Annotated in this window: 17 protein-coding genes; 4 read left to right on the top strand and 13 right to left on the bottom strand. The window is 40.7% G+C overall.

The window, feature by feature from the left end; genetic code table 11:
• Positions 1-135: 135 nt before the first annotated feature.
• A complete protein-coding gene (gene uvrA / locus FW757_RS10105) occupies positions 136-2,961 on the top strand; it encodes an excinuclease ABC subunit UvrA (RefSeq protein WP_149982641.1) in 2,826 nt (941 codons plus the stop codon).
• A gap of 30 nt (positions 2,962-2,991) precedes the next feature.
• A complete protein-coding gene (locus tag FW757_RS10100) occupies positions 2,992-4,050 on the top strand; it encodes a hypothetical protein (protein ID WP_182717702.1) in 1,059 nt (352 codons plus the stop codon).
• A 156-nt stretch (positions 4,051-4,206) separates the two neighbouring features.
• Here the strand turns inward: FW757_RS10100 and FW757_RS10095 are convergent, their stop codons facing one another.
• From FW757_RS10095 to rpe, 4 genes are all read right to left on the bottom strand, one after another.
• Positions 4,207-4,515 carry a hypothetical protein gene (locus FW757_RS10095; RefSeq protein ID WP_145238560.1) on the bottom strand — a complete coding sequence of 103 codons (309 nt, stop codon included), beginning with the start codon at positions 4,513-4,515 and terminating at the stop codon, positions 4,207-4,209.
• Between the two features lie 157 nt (positions 4,516-4,672).
• On the bottom strand, positions 4,673-5,677 hold the full coding sequence (gene trpS, locus FW757_RS10090; protein ID WP_145238557.1) for a tryptophan--tRNA ligase: 1,005 nt from the start codon (positions 5,675-5,677) through the stop codon (positions 4,673-4,675).
• A 50-nt stretch (positions 5,678-5,727) separates the two neighbouring features.
• A complete protein-coding gene (locus FW757_RS10085; RefSeq protein ID WP_182717701.1) occupies positions 5,728-6,393 on the bottom strand; it encodes an HAD-IA family hydrolase in 666 nt (221 codons plus the stop codon).
• Positions 6,393-7,076, bottom strand: a complete 684-nt coding sequence (gene rpe / locus FW757_RS10080; RefSeq protein WP_182717700.1) for a ribulose-phosphate 3-epimerase — start codon at positions 7,074-7,076, stop codon at positions 6,393-6,395. The genes FW757_RS10085 and rpe overlap by 1 nt, the downstream gene beginning before the upstream one ends.
• A 284-nt stretch (positions 7,077-7,360) precedes the next feature.
• Here rpe and FW757_RS10075 point away from each other — a divergent pair, with 284 nt between their 5' ends.
• A complete protein-coding gene (locus tag FW757_RS10075) occupies positions 7,361-7,654 on the top strand; it encodes a hypothetical protein (protein ID WP_145238548.1) in 294 nt (97 codons plus the stop codon).
• A gap of 4 nt (positions 7,655-7,658) precedes the next feature.
• Positions 7,659-7,844 (top strand): DUF2970 domain-containing protein, encoded by a 186-nt coding sequence (locus tag FW757_RS10070; RefSeq protein WP_182717699.1) that lies wholly within the window; start codon positions 7,659-7,661, stop codon positions 7,842-7,844.
• Here the strand turns inward: FW757_RS10070 and FW757_RS10065 are convergent.
• From FW757_RS10065 to FW757_RS10025, 9 genes are all read right to left on the bottom strand, one after another.
• A complete protein-coding gene (locus tag FW757_RS10065; protein WP_149982636.1) occupies positions 7,807-8,658 on the bottom strand; it encodes a Dam family site-specific DNA-(adenine-N6)-methyltransferase in 852 nt (283 codons plus the stop codon). The genes FW757_RS10070 and FW757_RS10065 overlap by 38 nt on opposite strands.
• A 53-nt stretch (positions 8,659-8,711) precedes the next feature.
• Positions 8,712-10,052: an AAA family ATPase gene (locus FW757_RS10060; protein WP_182717698.1), complete on the bottom strand. Its 1,341-nt coding sequence runs from the start codon at positions 10,050-10,052 to the stop codon at positions 8,712-8,714.
• Positions 10,052-11,122, bottom strand: coding sequence for a 3-dehydroquinate synthase (gene aroB, locus FW757_RS10055; RefSeq protein WP_149982634.1), 1,071 nt, complete (start codon positions 11,120-11,122; stop codon positions 10,052-10,054). The genes FW757_RS10060 and aroB overlap by 1 nt, the downstream gene beginning before the upstream one ends.
• 25 nt (positions 11,123-11,147) lie before the next feature.
• Positions 11,148-11,666: a shikimate kinase AroK gene (aroK, locus tag FW757_RS10050; protein WP_008466255.1), complete on the bottom strand. Its 519-nt coding sequence runs from the start codon at positions 11,664-11,666 to the stop codon at positions 11,148-11,150.
• Positions 11,667-11,850: 184 nt separating this feature from the next.
• Positions 11,851-13,935, bottom strand: coding sequence for a type IV pilus secretin PilQ (locus FW757_RS10045; RefSeq protein ID WP_149982633.1), 2,085 nt, complete (start codon positions 13,933-13,935; stop codon positions 11,851-11,853).
• Positions 13,922-14,458, bottom strand: a complete 537-nt coding sequence (locus FW757_RS10040) for a pilus assembly protein PilP (RefSeq protein ID WP_182717697.1) — start codon at positions 14,456-14,458, stop codon at positions 13,922-13,924. The genes FW757_RS10045 and FW757_RS10040 overlap by 14 nt, the downstream gene beginning before the upstream one ends.
• A complete protein-coding gene (locus FW757_RS10035) occupies positions 14,455-15,075 on the bottom strand; it encodes a type 4a pilus biogenesis protein PilO (protein WP_149982631.1) in 621 nt (206 codons plus the stop codon). Before FW757_RS10035 ends, FW757_RS10040 begins: the two co-directional genes overlap by 4 nt.
• The gene (locus FW757_RS10030) at positions 15,075-15,638 is read right to left on the bottom strand and encodes a PilN domain-containing protein (RefSeq protein ID WP_149982630.1); all 564 of its coding nucleotides are present in this window, start codon (positions 15,636-15,638) and stop codon (positions 15,075-15,077) included. The genes FW757_RS10035 and FW757_RS10030 overlap by 1 nt, the downstream gene beginning before the upstream one ends.
• Complete coding sequence (locus tag FW757_RS10025; RefSeq protein WP_145238520.1) at positions 15,626-16,705, bottom strand: pilus assembly protein PilM; 1,080 nt, start codon at positions 16,703-16,705, stop codon at positions 15,626-15,628. The genes FW757_RS10030 and FW757_RS10025 overlap by 13 nt, the downstream gene beginning before the upstream one ends.
• Between the last annotated feature and the right edge of the window lie 55 nt (positions 16,706-16,760).

The raw sequence follows: 16,760 nt of genomic DNA, 5'->3' as shown, positions 1-16,760 counted from the left end.
TTTGAGCAGGGATTCTACCACAAGCTTACAGAGAAATAATCGTCCCAATGCGATGATTTTTCATTGATCAAGGATTAATCTTCGCACGTATTATGAGATACTCAGTAAATCAATTTGGTAATGAAACGAGATAGCATGGAAAACATTGAAGTCCGAGGCGCCCGCACGCACAATTTAAAAGACATCAGCCTAACCATTCCCCGTGATAAATTAATTGTTATCACCGGTCTATCTGGTTCGGGTAAATCGTCTTTAGCATTTGATACCTTATATGCAGAAGGGCAGCGTCGGTATGTAGAATCTTTATCGGCCTATGCCAGACAATTTTTATCTTTAATGGAAAAACCGGATGTTGATCATATTGAAGGGTTGTCGCCGGCAATTTCAATTGAACAAAAATCAACGTCACATAATCCCCGCTCCACCGTTGGCACCATTACCGAAATATATGATTACCTGCGCTTAATGTTTGCCCGTGTCGGTGAACCGCGTTGCCCTACTCACGATTTGCCACTCGCTGCACAAACCGTTAGCCAAATGGTCGACACTGTGCTGGCGTTCCCAGAGGGCAGCAAGCTGATGTTGCTAGCCCCTGTTGTGAAAGAGCGCAAAGGTGAGCACGTTAAGTTGTTAGAGCAACTAGCCAGCCAAGGTTATATTCGCGCCCGTATTGACGGGGAAGTATGCGACCTTTCTGATCCACCGACTTTAGAACTACATAAAAAACACACTATTGAAGTCGTGGTCGATCGTTTTAAAGTGAAAGATGGCTTACAACAGCGTTTAGCCGAATCGTTTGAAACCGCGTTAGAGCTGTCAGCCGGTGTAGCAACTATTGCATCGATGGATGACGCAAACGCCGAAGAGCTGCTGCTCTCCGCCAATTTCGCTTGCCCAACGTGTGGCTACGCCATGACCGAACTTGAACCTCGGTTATTCTCATTTAATAATCCGGCAGGCGCATGCCAAAGTTGTGATGGTTTAGGAGTTCGTCAGTATTTCGACCCAAATCGAGTGATTCAAAACCCAGAGCTTAGTTTATCTGGCGGTGCCATAAAAGGCTGGGATAAACGCAGTTTTTACTATTTCCAGATGCTACAAGCCGTTGCTGAGCACTATAAATTTGATTTAGAAATGCCATTTCAGGAACTATCTAAAGATGCTAAAAAAATCATTTTAGAAGGTTCTGGCGATACAAAAATTGCTTTTAACTACCGCAACGACCGTGGCGACCTGATCACTCGTAACCATGAGTTTGAAGGCGTGTTAAATAACATGAACCGCCGCTATCGTGAGACAGAATCAAATTCCGTGCGCGAAGAGCTGGCTAAATATCAAACCAGCCAAGCTTGCCCAAGTTGTAAAGGGTCGCGCCTACGCCAAGAAGCGCGCAGTGTATTTATCGGTCAGACTAACTTACCTGCTATCACCAGTATGAGTATTGGTGAAGCGATGAGCTTTTTTGAGCAACTAAGCTTAACGGGCCAAAAAGGCCAGATAGCTGAGAAAATCTTAAAAGAAATTCGCGACCGTTTATCGTTTTTGATCAACGTAGGGCTAAATTATCTCTCTTTAGAGCGCAGTGCTGATACTTTATCTGGCGGTGAGGCTCAACGTATTCGCTTAGCCAGCCAAATTGGCGCAGGCTTAGTAGGCGTAATGTATGTACTTGATGAACCATCGATTGGTTTGCATCAACGTGATAATGACCGTTTACTACAAACGCTGATCCATCTACGCGACTTAGGTAATACCGTGATTGTGGTAGAGCACGACGAAGATGCCATACGTGCCGCCGATCATATTATTGATATAGGCCCTGGAGCTGGCGTGCATGGCGGTTATATCATTGCCCAAGGTACTCGTGATGACATTTTAGCTAGCGAAGAGTCAGTAACAGGGCAATTTTTATCTGGCCGACGCAAAATTGAAGTTCCCAAAGAGCGTCATAAAATCAACGATAAGTGGTTAGAGCTGTTTGGCGCTAGCGGTAATAACTTAAAAAATGTCGATTTAAAAATACCTTTTGGTTTAATGACCTGTATTACTGGCGTATCAGGCTCTGGTAAGTCAACGCTTATCAACGATACCTTATTCAAACTTGCTCATACCGAACTAAACGGAGCGACCACCGCCGAAGCCGCACCGTACAAATCAATTAGTGGCCTTGAGCATTTTGATAAAGTCATCGATATTGACCAAAGCCCGATTGGCCGTACCCCACGCTCAAACCCAGCCACATATACCGGTATTTTTACTGGTATTCGTGAACTGTTTGTGGGCACGCAAGAATCTCGCTCTCGTGGTTACAAAGTCGGTCGCTTTAGCTTTAATGTAAAAGGTGGCCGCTGTGAAGCTTGCCAAGGCGATGGCGTGATCAAAGTCGAAATGCACTTTTTACCTGATGTATATGTGCCATGTGATGTCTGTAAAGGGCAACGTTATAACCGTGAAACGTTAGAAGTGCAGTATAAAGGCAAAAACATCCATCAAGTATTAGAAATGACGGTGGAAGACGCACACGACTATTTTGATAAAATACCCGCCATTGCGCGTAAACTAAAAACCTTAATGGATGTGGGCCTGTCTTATATTCGCTTAGGCCAAGCCGCGACAACGCTCTCTGGTGGTGAAGCGCAACGGGTTAAACTAGCCCGCGAGTTATCTAAACGTGACACAGGTAAAACCTTATACATTTTAGATGAACCAACCACAGGCTTGCACTTTGCTGATATTGAACAATTATTAGTAGTACTGCATCGCCTGCGTGACCACGGTAATACGATTGTGGTTATTGAGCATAATCTTGATGTAATAAAAACAGCCGATTGGATCATTGATCTAGGTCCCGAAGGTGGTGCTGGCGGCGGTGAGATCCTCATTGCAGGCACGCCGGATGAAGTAGCCGAATGTGAGCGTTCACATACTGGCCACTATTTAAAACCCCTATTATCAAAATAGGGTTTTCGCTTTATGTACTAAGGTTGGCCGGTGTTAAGATACATAAAAATTGCCAGATGGCGTGCAAACAAACAGCTGAGGCAACAACAGCAAAATTTGCAACCTCATAAACTGCGCTTTTATGAGCAAGGTAAAGCTATTTGGTTTAATCTTAACACCGCGCAAAAGCTCTACTTATTGGCGTTAATCTGCCTAATCATCTTTCAAAGTGGTTGGCTATGCGCCAGTATCACTATCGTAGCGCTTACTATTGAGTTTTGGCCAAAGTTCAATAAGCTCTGGCATTCACTTGCTGGCAAAGCACTTATACTTATTTTCTATGCCAGTATCGCCAACTTTGTACTGGCCAATGCCAGTGGCATTGTGAATAATGTAACTCATGTTTCAGCAACACATTTTAATTACACCCACAATTTTGCCACGCTACTTTATTTACCACCCTGGGCGTTGGGCATCTCTCTATCGACATTACTATTATTACAATTGATATTGCCGTTCTATATTTTTATGCTCTTAATCATCAAACCGTTTGGTTCACAGCGGGTAAAGTTTATTAGCCAAAGCTATTCACCTTTACTTACAGCTTCTATACGGTTTTTTTTATCAACGATTGTAATAATCAATCTAATGTCTTTTGTTGATGACAAAGATACCGGTGCCGTTTTTGATGACATAGTAAGCAACTTCGTCAGCAGCAAGCAGCTCTCAAGTCGAGCACTAACAAAGCAACAAGAAGTTGAAGTTGTAGAAGAGCTCAGCCAAAAAATACATGGGCAACTACCAAGTGAAAATATTACCCAAACACCTTCCACACTGCCAGTAACTCCGACGGAAGAAGATGAAAGCACTCAATCCGTACGATTATTCTTTAACACCAAAGGTTACTTTGAACGCAGCAAACGGTTAATTGCTATGTTTGCTTACACCTACGAAGCAGACCAATACTCCCGTTGCAAAAAATCTGACGACAGTAAATCGATTGAGATTAACGACTACGAAATTGTTGAAATTGCACCAGATAACAGCAAACCTTACGGTTACAGCTTTACGGTAAAAGCATGCCAATCGCCGGGCATTAAAGCGCCATAGCGGGCTACGGGCTACGGGCTACGGGCTACGGAAAATACTAAAGTCAGTTAATTAAAGTCAAACCTGTTTTTTAATTTGGCAATTACTTTGAGTTAATAGGTGGAAGCTGAGCTTTATATAATAAGCATGTTTATATCCCGCGAGCTAAATAGCTTGTTATCTGATGCTTTTAAGTTCAATCCCTGCAATACGAGTTATCAATTCATCGAGAAAGGACAAATCCACTATTTCGCCGTTACTAAATAGTCGGTAATCCGACTCCAAACCTGCCAACAATTCTCTTGCCTCAGCAACACCTTTAAAAAACTCGCTACTGCGTAAAATACACACCAAGAGATCATCTTGCAGCGCAATGCGCTGCTTTATTTCATGTAGACCTTGTCCTAAATAAGACTTGAGCGTCTTTAAATCAGAAGAAGATATACGTCCATTTTCGAACTTTAACGTAATTTTGAAGTATTCCATGAACTTAATCTCATAACGATTGCACTTAACACTTGAATTTAAATAAGATTAAAGCTGCTGCTTCGAGCCTAAATTTGTATATAACAGCAACAAAAAAGCCAGATATTCCGTTGTAGTTGGAACCATCTGGCTTTATATGATTAGTTATTAGCAAGCGTTACGGACGTGGAATAAATCCTAACGCGTTGTAAACAGACTTTAAGGTTATCTCTGCACGTGCGCTGGCTTTTTCAGCACCGGTTTTCATGATGTTGTTGAGCAATGCTTGATCTTCACGGATCTCTTTAAAGCGCGCTTGGATTGGCTCGATCATGCTCACTACTGCGTCAGCGGTGTCTTTTTTCAGATGGCCATACATTTTATCTTCGTATTCAGGCACTAACTCTTCAATTGAGCGCTTAGTTGCAACAGACATAAGTGTTAGTAAGTTTGATACGCCTGGTTTTTCAGTGCGATCAAAATAAATACGCGCTTGCTCGTCTGAATCGGTTACTGCTTTTTTAAGCTTTTTCTCGATCTTTTTTGGTTCGTCTAACATCATGATAAAACCATTTGGGTTTTCATCTGATTTAGACATTTTTTTCAGTGGATCTTGCAGGCTCATTACGCGCGCACCAAACTCTGGAATGTAAGGTTCTGGGATCGTGAAAACTTCACCATATAAGTTATTAAAGCGCGTTGCGATATCGCGTGTTAGTTCAAGGTGCTGCTTTTGATCATCACCTACTGGTACTTGCGCCGCTTGATAAAGTAAAATATCAGCTGCTTGTAATACCGGATAAGCAAACAAACCAACGTTTACGTTGCTGGTGTTCTTTGCTGACTTATCTTTAAACTGGGTCATGCGGTTAAGCTCCCCCATTTGCGCATAACAGTTTAGTACCCAACCTAGCTGTGCATGTTCAGGCACTTGCGACTGCACAAATAAAGCAGCTTTATCTGGATCAATACCACATGCAACATACAAAGCTATACCATCTAATACACGGGTTTTTAAAAGCTCTGGATCTTGGCGTAACGTAATCGCGTGCAAATCAGCTAACATAAAGTGACTATCATACTCTTCCTGTAGCTTTACCCACTGGTTAATAGCGCCAACATAGTTGCCTATTGTCATTCCACCGGTTGGCTGCATGCCACTTAACACTACTGGTTTACTCATGATGTTCCTTTATATTACAAAAATAAAAAATGCTAAAATTAAAAAATCGCTTAACGCTGGGTAAGAACAGGTATTATATCTAAGAAATTCTCACAGAGGTACTGTGGATTCAAATCAGCAAGATTTTCACCTTGGTTATAACCATAATTAACGGCAAGTACGTCTATATGTGCCGCTTGCGCCGCTAAGATATCACTTTTTGAGTCACCAATCATAATTGCTTGACTCACTGGTACATTTAATTGCTGACAAGCAAATAAAAGAGGCTCTGGTGAAGGCTTTTTGGCCATGTCATCACCACACACTATCACCTCAAAATGACTTCTCAAAGCGAGCTTATCAAGTAGCTTTTCAGTAAAGCAGCGGGCTTTGTTAGTGATCAACGCTTTTGGTATACCACGTAACGCCGCAAGGCCTGTTTCTACGTGTTGATAAAGCACACTGTATTCACCTACTTGTTGCTCATAATGATCATAAAAAAGCGCAATTGCTTTATCTGCTAATGCTGGATCTAGGTGTTCACTGACTTTCATGTCGCCACTGAGGCCTCGCTTAACCAGCATTTCAATGCCGTTACCAACCCAGCTTTGTACCAACCCCTGACTTACAATTGGAAAAGCTAAATCAGATAAAGTCAGATTCATCGCTATATATAAATCATAAACACTATCAACTAAAGTACCATCAAGATCAAATAAAGCGGCTTCATACTTCATTATTTTACACCCTCTAACTGGGCACGCATTTGCTCAATTACTTGTTGGTAATCTGGCTGATTAAAAATAGCAGAGCCGGCAACAAACATGTCAGCACCGGCTTGAGCCGCCGCCGCAATATTATCGACTTTAATACCACCATCTACTTCTAAACGAATAGCACGACCTGAATCATCAATTATTTTCCGTGCTTGGCGTAGTTTTTCCAAAGTATGAGGAATAAAACTTTGACCGCCAAAACCTGGATTAACCGACATTAATAAAATCACATCAAGCTTATCAATCACATGTTCTAAATAGCTTAAACTCGTCGCAGGGTTAAAGACTAAACCAGCTTGGCAACCATGATCTTTGATCAGCTGCAAAGTGCGATCAATATGTTCACTCGCTTCAGGATGAAAAGTAATGATTGAAGCACCAGCATCAGCAAATTGCGGTATTAAACTATCGACCGGTTTAACCATTAAATGCACATCAATAGGCGCAGTAATACCATAATCACGTAGCGCTTTGCACACCATAGGCCCAATTGTTAAGTTTGGCACATAGTGATTATCCATCACATCAAAATGAACTACATCTGCACCAGAAGCTAAAACACGCTCAACATCTTCGCCCAAACGGGCAAAATCAGCAGATAAAATAGACGGGGCGATAAGGTACTTTTGTAGTGTTTCTAACATAAACAATCCTTAGTGATATTAAAAATGCGCAAAATAGCAGGGCCATTAATTGCCATAATGTAACCTAAATCAAGCTATTCCCCAAGAATCCCAGTTAATTAAAGCTTTAACTCTATTTGAAGTTTTGCAACGGTTATATTTTAAACAGCAAAATATAAACATTATTTTTACCTTAACCTTCTAATTTTATTAATTTTTTATATTTGTTAAGGATAAATTAAGTTTGTTATTTGAGCATTTTTTATGTATGCTCTAGTGAGTAACACTATTATGGACTTAGTAAAATGCGTGCTTTTAAAATCGGGATCTTAACTGCGGCTGCTATAACTATCGGTACACTAAGCTATTTTTCAAAAAGTGATAATACACTTATCGCAGCTAACGATTGCGAATGTAGCTCAGGCCATTTAAAAATTAATAATGCAGTGCAATGTATGAAGGTCGAACAAGAATCAAGTTGGATGTCATGGATCACTGGTGATAGTCGCAGTGCACAATTTCATTATTTAGATTTACTTGAATTATTAACCAGCTCAGACGAACCACAAAAAGCACGTTCACTTAGTCCTAGGTTCTAGTAAAATGCGGCAACTGATCAGCGCTATACAAAGTGTTGTTGCGGCATTTTTTGGCGTGCAATCTGAACACAAGCGTCACGCTGACTTTAAACAACACTCGCCTACCAGTATTATTATCATCGCTATTATTTTATTTATATCTTTTGTAACCGCTATCTATGGCGTGGTGACTTGGGTGCTAAGTACATAGCCATCAACTCATTAACTTTATTGCGCGAACCACCTTTTGGGCTAATCGTCCGCTTAACTTGAATTTCAGCTAACGTTGCTTGGCTATATATTTTACGTGTCCATACAGTGTCATGATTCGAGATCAATACCGGTGTTTTGTTTTCAAATGCCGCTTGCTCAGCTAAATTAGCTAGATTCGCCTGATCATCTAAATTAAAGCCACCCTTAGCATAAGAGGTAAACGACGCCGTTTTACTCAAAGGCACATAAGGTGGATCGCAATAGATCACGGCGTTATCGGGTACTAATTTAAATACATCGTCATAACCTAAACAAGTAAACGTGGCTTGTTGCGCTTTTTCGGCAAAAAAGTACATTTCTTTTTCAGGAAAATACGGACGTTTATACTTACCGAACGGAACATTAAAAATTCCTTTCAGGTTATAGCGGCATAAACCGTTGTAGCCGTGGCGATTCATATATAAAAATAAAATCGCTCGCTCGTAAATGTCATTACTTTGATTAAACTGTACGCGATAATCATAATATGCGTCAGGCTGGTTGTTTAAATCAACAAACAGCTTTTTAGCATCGCTGATGAATTCATCTGGAGAATTTTTTAATTCGTTATACAAGTTAATGAGATCAGCATTAATATCATTAAGAATATAATCTTTAAAATCTGTGTTTAAAAATACCGAGCCAGCACCTACAAACGGTTCAACTAAGGTATCAGCGTGTTTGCTCGCTTCATTTAAGCGCGCGCTAATATCTTCAACTAAGCTGTATTTTCCGCCAGCCCATTTAAGGAAGGCTCTGGTCTTTTTCTGCATCGGCTCTTTACTTCAAACTGGTGTGCCGCGATTTTACACTAAACAGTGTAAATTTACTGATCTAGTAACGCGATTTCTTGTTTTATTTTACTGATTTTTTTATAAAACGGCTGATTTTTACGCACCGCTTCAGGTAGGCTTGCTAGCGCTTCGCGAGCCGTATTTAAGTTATCAAAGCTGCCATAGGTTACCACCCACCACATTTTATCGTTGCGGCGTGTTTGATAGACTTTACCAAGTACTTGCAGCGACTGTTTAGCAACAAACTGCTCGGCGATTGTTTGCTGAGTTACCGCTAGTAACTGGATCACGACCTTACTATCCGGCTGTTGTAGATACCAAGCATTATCTGCTGGCATAATTTGCTGCGCTTGAGGAACAAGCTCTACCACAGTGGGTTCTTCAGCCAAGCTAGTCGTGATATCAACAGGCTCTGCAACTGGCGCTAAACTATCTAGTATTGCCGCAACATTATTTTCCTGAGTAGGATTATCAATAAGCGGCTTGTCTTGCTCTGGTTGGGCTTGTTGAGCAGCTGATTGAGCATCTGCAGCTTCTACTTGTGAGGAATCTATTGTCACCGCAGGTTCTGTTACAGCTTGCTTTAAAGTATCGACTGCGATTGCCGTCGCCACTGGAGTTTCTGGTTGTGGCTGATAAAAATCCTGCCACCAACGGGTCATATCAGATTTATATAAAAAACCAATGATGAGTAACATAATAATCACTAGCAGCGTTATTAAATGTACTCGCCAAGATACTTTATCAGTGACTACAACCTTAGCTGTGTGCTGTGTTGGTTGCCACGCTAACAATAAACTCGGATTACCGTGTGCTTCGCGCAAAAAGGTTTGAAATACCGGGTCTTCATCATAAGGTAAATCATTAAAATAGCACTTCATCAACTGTTTACTTTCTGCTATAGAAAGTGCTTCGAGATGAATTTCAACAGCGCTTTTAAATTGCCCCACTGATTGCGATGCCAGTAAGACATATAAAGTAGTAGGACTATGCTTGGCAAGCGTTGTTAACTCTTCGACCATTTCTTCAGATAAATGCCGTCCACCATCTAACACCCATAAACATGGACCACAGTTTTGCTGTTTAGCTAGTTGGTAAAAATTTTCTGACAGGCTTAGGTTTTGATCAATTAACGGCGAGCGGAAGCTTTGTTCCAGTAACTCACTCATCAATTGCATATCACTCATACGCGCACTAAGCTGCACAAATGACTTATTAAAATCACTGTATTTATCAGTAATGAAGGTTTCGAGAAGATAACTTTTACCAAGTCCAGAAGGACCCAGTAAGACAATTAAATTTTGCCCATATTCAAACTGTAGGGCAATCCGATCAACCAAAGCCGCACGGCTAGGTAAGATTTGCGATTGCATTAGCGCCCTATTAAATTTCGGACCTGTTGATCTGATACATCATCAACCAACGCGCATTGACCAAACGCAGTAGGAAGAATAAAACGGATCGTGCCTTTTTTATTCTTTTTATCTTTACGCATATGATGAAGGAAATGTTCAGCAGTCATCACATCAGGGATCTCACTAGGCAAATTATATTGTGCTATTAAGGTAACGATCCTTGCAACTTCTTGTGCACTTAAATCACCACGAGTATGAGCTAGCTGTGCAGCTAATACCATGCCAGTGGCAACAGCTTCACCATGTAGCCATTGGCCGTATCCCATTTGCGCTTCGATAGCATGTGCAAAGGTATGGCCTAAATTAAGTAACGCTCGTAGTCCTGCTTCTTTTTCATCCTGAGCGACAATCAGTGCTTTAATTTCACAACAACGAAAAATCACATGCTGAATGGTTTCTTCATCCAAAGCCTGTAATTGCGCGGTGTTGTTTTCTAGAAAAGTAAATAATTCTGTATCGTAAATTAAGCCATATTTAATAACTTCAGCCATACCGGCTGCAAATTCACGAGCAGGAAGTGTATGCAATGATTGAGTATCAATAAACACGGCTTGCGGCTGATAAAAAGCCCCAATCATGTTTTTACCCAAAGGATGGTTAACCGCCGTTTTACCGCCAACTGATGAATCAACTTGCGATAATAAGGTAGTGGGTACTTGAATAAACGGTACCCCGCGTTGATAGCAGGCCGCAACAAAACCAGTCAGATCACCGACCACACCACCACCAAGGGCGATTAAGCAAGTATCTCTGCCGCAATTGTTTTCAAGCAAAAATGCCGAGATTTTCTCAAACCATTCCAGTGATTTATATTGCTCACCATCAGGAATAATAAAACTTAGCGGATTTAAATCAGCTAATAACGCCATTGCATCGCTTAAGTACAAAGGTGCAATGGTGTCATTAGTGATAATGATAGGTCGACAATCACCAATATGATGATGCAGCCTGTCAGTCTGTTGAAGAGCAGATTGACCAATATAAATAGGATAACTTCGCTCGTCTAAATTAACTGTTAATTCAAGCATCGCTAGTATCCTTTCTTATTGGTATTTAAAAATCTAATTTCTCGATGATTTGATTAGCGACAACTTTAGCGCTTTGCTCATCAGTGCGTACAACAAAATCAGCTACTTCTTTATACAACGGTTCGCGTTCTTCAGCTAAGCGCTCTAATACATCACGAGGTGCTTCTTCTGTTTGCAGTAATGGGCGACGCTTGTCGCGCTGCGTGCGTGCAACTTGCTTTTCGATAGGTGTCTCTAGGTATACAACAATACCACGAGCCGAAAGCTTGTTTCGTACTTCTTTACTCATCACAGAACCACCACCAGTTGCAAGTACAATACCTTGCATTTCTGTTAGATCGCCAATGACAGATTCTTCACGAAGTCGAAAGCCTTCTTCACCTTCAAGATCGAACACCCAGGCAATATCTGCACCGGTACGGCGTTCGATTTCTTGATCAGAATCGACAAATTCAAGGTGCAATTGATCTGCAATGTGACGACCAATTGTGCTTTTGCCAGCCCCCATAGGGCCAACTAGAAATATATTACGTTTTTCAGCCATATCTTTTAGTACAAACGAACTCTAAAATTTGAAATAAAACCCCGCCTAACGACCTGGCCCCAAAATTAAGGAGGGGATTATCTCAGTAATTGATTGGGTATTTCAAGTCAATTAGAACAAAAAGCCAATTAACGAGCAATTAAAGTCAATAATTGCCCATTGTGTAAGAATAAATCAGTGTAAATTACTCTATTTGGATTTTCGGAGTAACGAAAATCAGCAATTCTTTCTTTTCATTAAACTCACTAGTGCTTCTAAACAGCACTCCTAGGTAAGGAATATCACCTAATAATGGTACTTTTTTAACTGAGTTAATGATTTGCTGCTGGAATATACCACCAAGTACCACGGTTTGACCATTCTCAACCAGTACTTGGGTTTGAATTTCTTGGGTATCAATTGCAACTGCAGGACCAGTTCCAGTTTGTACCGTATCACCTCGGGTATCTTGGGTAATGATTAAATCCAAGATAACTTTATTATCTGGGGTGATGTGTGGTGTTACCTCAAGACTCAATACTGCCTTTTTAAAGCTAACAGTTGTAGCACCACTTGAAGCAGATTCAACATACGGTATTTCGGTACCTTGTTCAATACGTGCTTTTTTCTGGTTGGCAGTCGTAATGCGCGGACTTGCGATAATTTCACCACGGTTTTCTTCTTCAAGCGCGGTTAGCTCTAAATCAAGTAACGTACCATTTGCTAATTTAGCAACGTGCATACCAATACTGCCAGCGGCACCTGTGATAGGCAAGTTTACATTAAGGCGATCAGAAATACTTGGAATGGTGCCGTTAGAAATCGTATTAGCACCTTCTAAGGTACCTGAAATACCATCAGTGCCTTGTTGATCACTAAACCCCCAACGTACTCCTAAGTCTTCTTTTACGTTATCACGTACAGTAACCATACGTGCCTCAATAATAACTTGTCTAACCGCTATATCCAAAGTTTCGACCATACGGCGAACACTTGCAATGCTTTTAACGGTGTCTTTAATTAACAAGGTATTGGTACGTTTATCAACGGATACACTGCCGCGAGCACTAATAATGCTGTTAGTGTCGGTTTTCAGTAAATCAGCAAACTCTTCCGCTTTAGCATAATTCAAACGAATATATTCACTATAAAGCGGCTCTAAGTCTTCAACTTGTTGTTTGGCTTTTAGATCTTTCGCTTCGCGGGCGGCAAGCTCTTCAGATGGTGCCACCATTAATATAGAGCCATCCATACGCTTATCTAAACCTTTAACGCGTAATACCACGTCAAGAGCTTGATCCCAAGGCACACCATCTAAACGCAGAGTTATGTTGCCACTGACTGAGTCACTGGTTACTAGGTTGAAATCATTATAGCCGGCAATAATTTGCAATACGGCACGCACAGAGATGTCTTGAAAGTTTAGGGTCATTGGGCGACCTTGGTATTCTTTACCACCTTCTAAATATGAACGTTGCGATTCATCTTTTTCAACTGTAAGTGTAAGAATATTTTCAATTTGTTGATAAGTGAATTTAAACGCGGCATTAGGGGTTATCACTACCCTACTCATATTATTTTCTTTAAATGTCTCAATTGAGCTCACTACAGTGCCAAAATCTAGCACATCTAGCTCATATAATAAGTCATCTAAAATATCGGTATGATGAAACTCAGCAATAATTTTACCGCCACTTTCATGCACATCAATCGCAGCTTGAGTATCTTGTAAAAAGACTAAGACTCGCGCTTCACCTTTTTCACCGCGACGAAAATCAATAGACTGGATTGAGTTGATGTAATTGCCAGTCACTTCTTTAGCGGTATTAGCATCTTGTTGTGACGTGATCGGATTATCTGAGACGTGTAATGAAACAAGGTTATTGTTCACCGTTGTTTGGTAAATTTTTAAACGCTCTAAATGAACAGTGACAATCAAGTTACCATCAACAGCTACACTATTAACTTTTTCAATACCTGCTTGGTTGATTTGTACTTCACTTAAACCTTGTTCAACACTAGCTGCATTAAAGCGCATTTCAATACGAGCCGGGTTATTAAATACCTGAACTTTTGGCTCTTCAGTCAGCTCTTCATCAAATACCAGCTGTAACTGTGTTTCTCCAGCTATTAGCGGGCTATAACGAACATCATACAATAGCGGCGTAGCCATTGCTGATTGCGTGATAAAAAGGGCAATAACAACAAACAAAGCCTGCTGAATGCGATTACTCCAAGATACTCCCTTATGCATTTTAATTTTACCTTTTTTATTTTTAACTAGTGCCATTGGATCCCGCCTCTAACATTTCCAGCTTCGTCAGGCGCTCTTTCCAACAACCAGACCCGTCGGGTATTAATTCTAACAATTCTATATAATCACTTTTAACATCTTGTACAACACCATGATACAAACCAATATGATTACCGATAGTAACTCGGTGTAAAGTATCATCTGCAGCTTTAATTAATGCCCATGTTTGGCCACCAGAACCCAGCGTGCCTTTCATTGCTAGGTTATCCAACGGATATTTCTCTAATACTTCACGCGTACGATCAGGATCAGGGTGTAAGCAGTTTTTAACTTGGATCATGTTATTTTGAATAATTTCCGGTTGCGGCGCAACAAAAGGACTACGTAGTTGCTGTGCATTGTATTCAAAGTGCTCAAATTGGGTCAGTTTTGGAATGGCCTCTACCTTAGGTGTAGTGCTGGCTTTTACCTGATCAATAAATTCTTTTTGCTCAGAAGTATCATCGTTACATGCGCTCACCAAAATACCGCTGAGTAAAACAAAGGCTAGTTTTTTCATTTTTTAGCCCCTACTTTCTTCACGCCGCCTTCATAGCGGTAAGTTTTGGCAACCACGCTAAATGTCAGTTTGCCTGAGTCTGAACTATTAATTGAAAAGTCATGCAAACTTACTATACGAGGAAGTTGCGCCACTTTACCAACAAAATCACCAAACTCATGGTAGCTACCTATTACTTCAATTTTAATCGGTAACTCAGTATAAAATTCTTTTTCCACTTCTGGTAACCAGCCAATTTTAAGAAAGGTTAAGCCACTGGTCGTGCCCACATAAGATAAATCATCAAGTAAGCCTGGTGTTTCGTTTGAAGTCGGTAAGCGCTTTAGTAGTAAAGAAAACTTTTCTTCCATTTCAACCATTTGTTGACGGTAAATTTCTAGATTACTGGCCACAGCATATTTCACTCGATAGGTACTGCGTAACTCAACTTCTTTACTAACTGCATTGTGGTAGCTATCTATTTCATCTGAAACCAATAAGCTGTAACTAAAAAACAGCACCAAGGCAGCTACAAAAGTACAGCAAATAACCTTGACAACTATTGGCCAATCGCCGATATTTTCAAGCTCAATTTCGTTCCATTCAATCTCTGTTAACGCTTTGATATCAAGGTTCATTATTTAACCTCTCCAATCTTATCAAAGGGTTTTACATAAAATTCCATATTAAAATCACTCAATAAACGAGACGATTTCTCCCCTGCAATAATGCCTTGCATTGTCGGCTTTTCGAGCAGATAGGAGTTTTGTACTTGCCGCAACATGTTTGACAAATAATTATTTGATTCGCTACGGCCAACCACATGAATTGCACTACCACGGCGTTCTAACTTAGTTAGATAAACACCCGTTGGTACAATTTTGGCAACTTCATCCATAATTTGTGTGCCTAAATTACGACTACTTTGCAGCTCTTCAATTAAGCGCATACGTTGCTGTAAGTTTTCTTTCTTTTTATCTAACTCACGAATTTCACTAATACGCCGATCTAATTGCCCTATTTCAGTTGAAAGGTAATTATTTTTAATATTTTGACCGTCTCGTAAACCACCGTAATAGCTACTCAATAAATACATACTGATAAAACTGCCAAGCACCACGAAAAATAAAATAGTGACAAATTTATTCTGCGATTGTTTTCGCTGCTGTTCGCGCCACGGCAGTAGATTTATATGTGGCATGATGAAAAACTCCTTAATGCCAAACCTGTCGCTATTGCAAATTGAGTACGATGACGCTGTAACACATTGCGATCGACATGGTGGGAAATATCCATATTTTCAAAAGGCTCAGCCACTATGGTATGAATACCTAGTTCTTCAATTAGCAATCGATCAAGGCCATCAATCATCGCTGTGCCACCAGTAAGCACAATGTAATCGATTTGATCTTTGCCACTGGTAGTTAAAAACATCTGCACTGCGCGGCGCACTTGCTGTAATAATGAGGTTTGAAACGGTGCCAATACTTCAAACGTATAGTTAGGCGGAAGATCGCCAGTAGTTTTGCCTATTTCAGCTTCATCAAAACTTTTATTGTAATAAGCCACTATGCTGTTGGTGTATTGATCGCCACCAAATACCTGGTCTCGGGTGTAAATCGTTTCACCGCCAAGTACCACACTTACCAACATAAGTACCGCGCCAATATCGACCACTGCTACACACTTATTAAATGCATCGCTTGGTAATTGCTGATAATACACATCCATTGCGCGACTCAGCGCATAGCTTTCTACATCAACTACTTTTGCTATTAAGCCAGCTGATTCTAAGGCACCAACACGGGCTTCAACACTTTCGGTACGCGCAGCTGAAAGCAACACATTCATTTTGGAAGGATCGGCTTCGTTGGTACTGAGCTTTTCAAAATCTAGGCTAACTTCATCTAAAGGATAGGGAATAAGGCTGTCGGCCTCGATTTCTATTTGCGACTCAAGCTCTGCATCGCTAAGCGTAACATCCATAAAAATTACTTTCGTAATGACGGTTTGTCCCGATACAGCCACTGCTGCCGAACGAATTGACTTAGGTAACTTACGCTTTAGCTTAGTAATGATATTACCAATTGCCTCAATATCTTGAATATTGCGCTCAGCCATTGTACCTTTTGGCATTGGCTCAATTGCTAACGCTTCGAGCCTGTAGCCACTGTCCGTTTCATTCAGCAACACCGCTTTTATAGCATGTGAACCGATATCTATCCCTACCATCATCGATGAAGACTTACTCAATAGTTGACTTAGCATGTTCGCAACTTGGCCTTTGTTTTAAGAATAAACAAGTTATAATTTTTATATGAAA

This window comes from Pseudoalteromonas sp. 1181_04 (assembly GCF_052850545.1).
The sequence above is the reverse complement of the archived record's forward strand: the minus strand, read 5'-3'. Positions and strand labels throughout refer to the sequence as shown.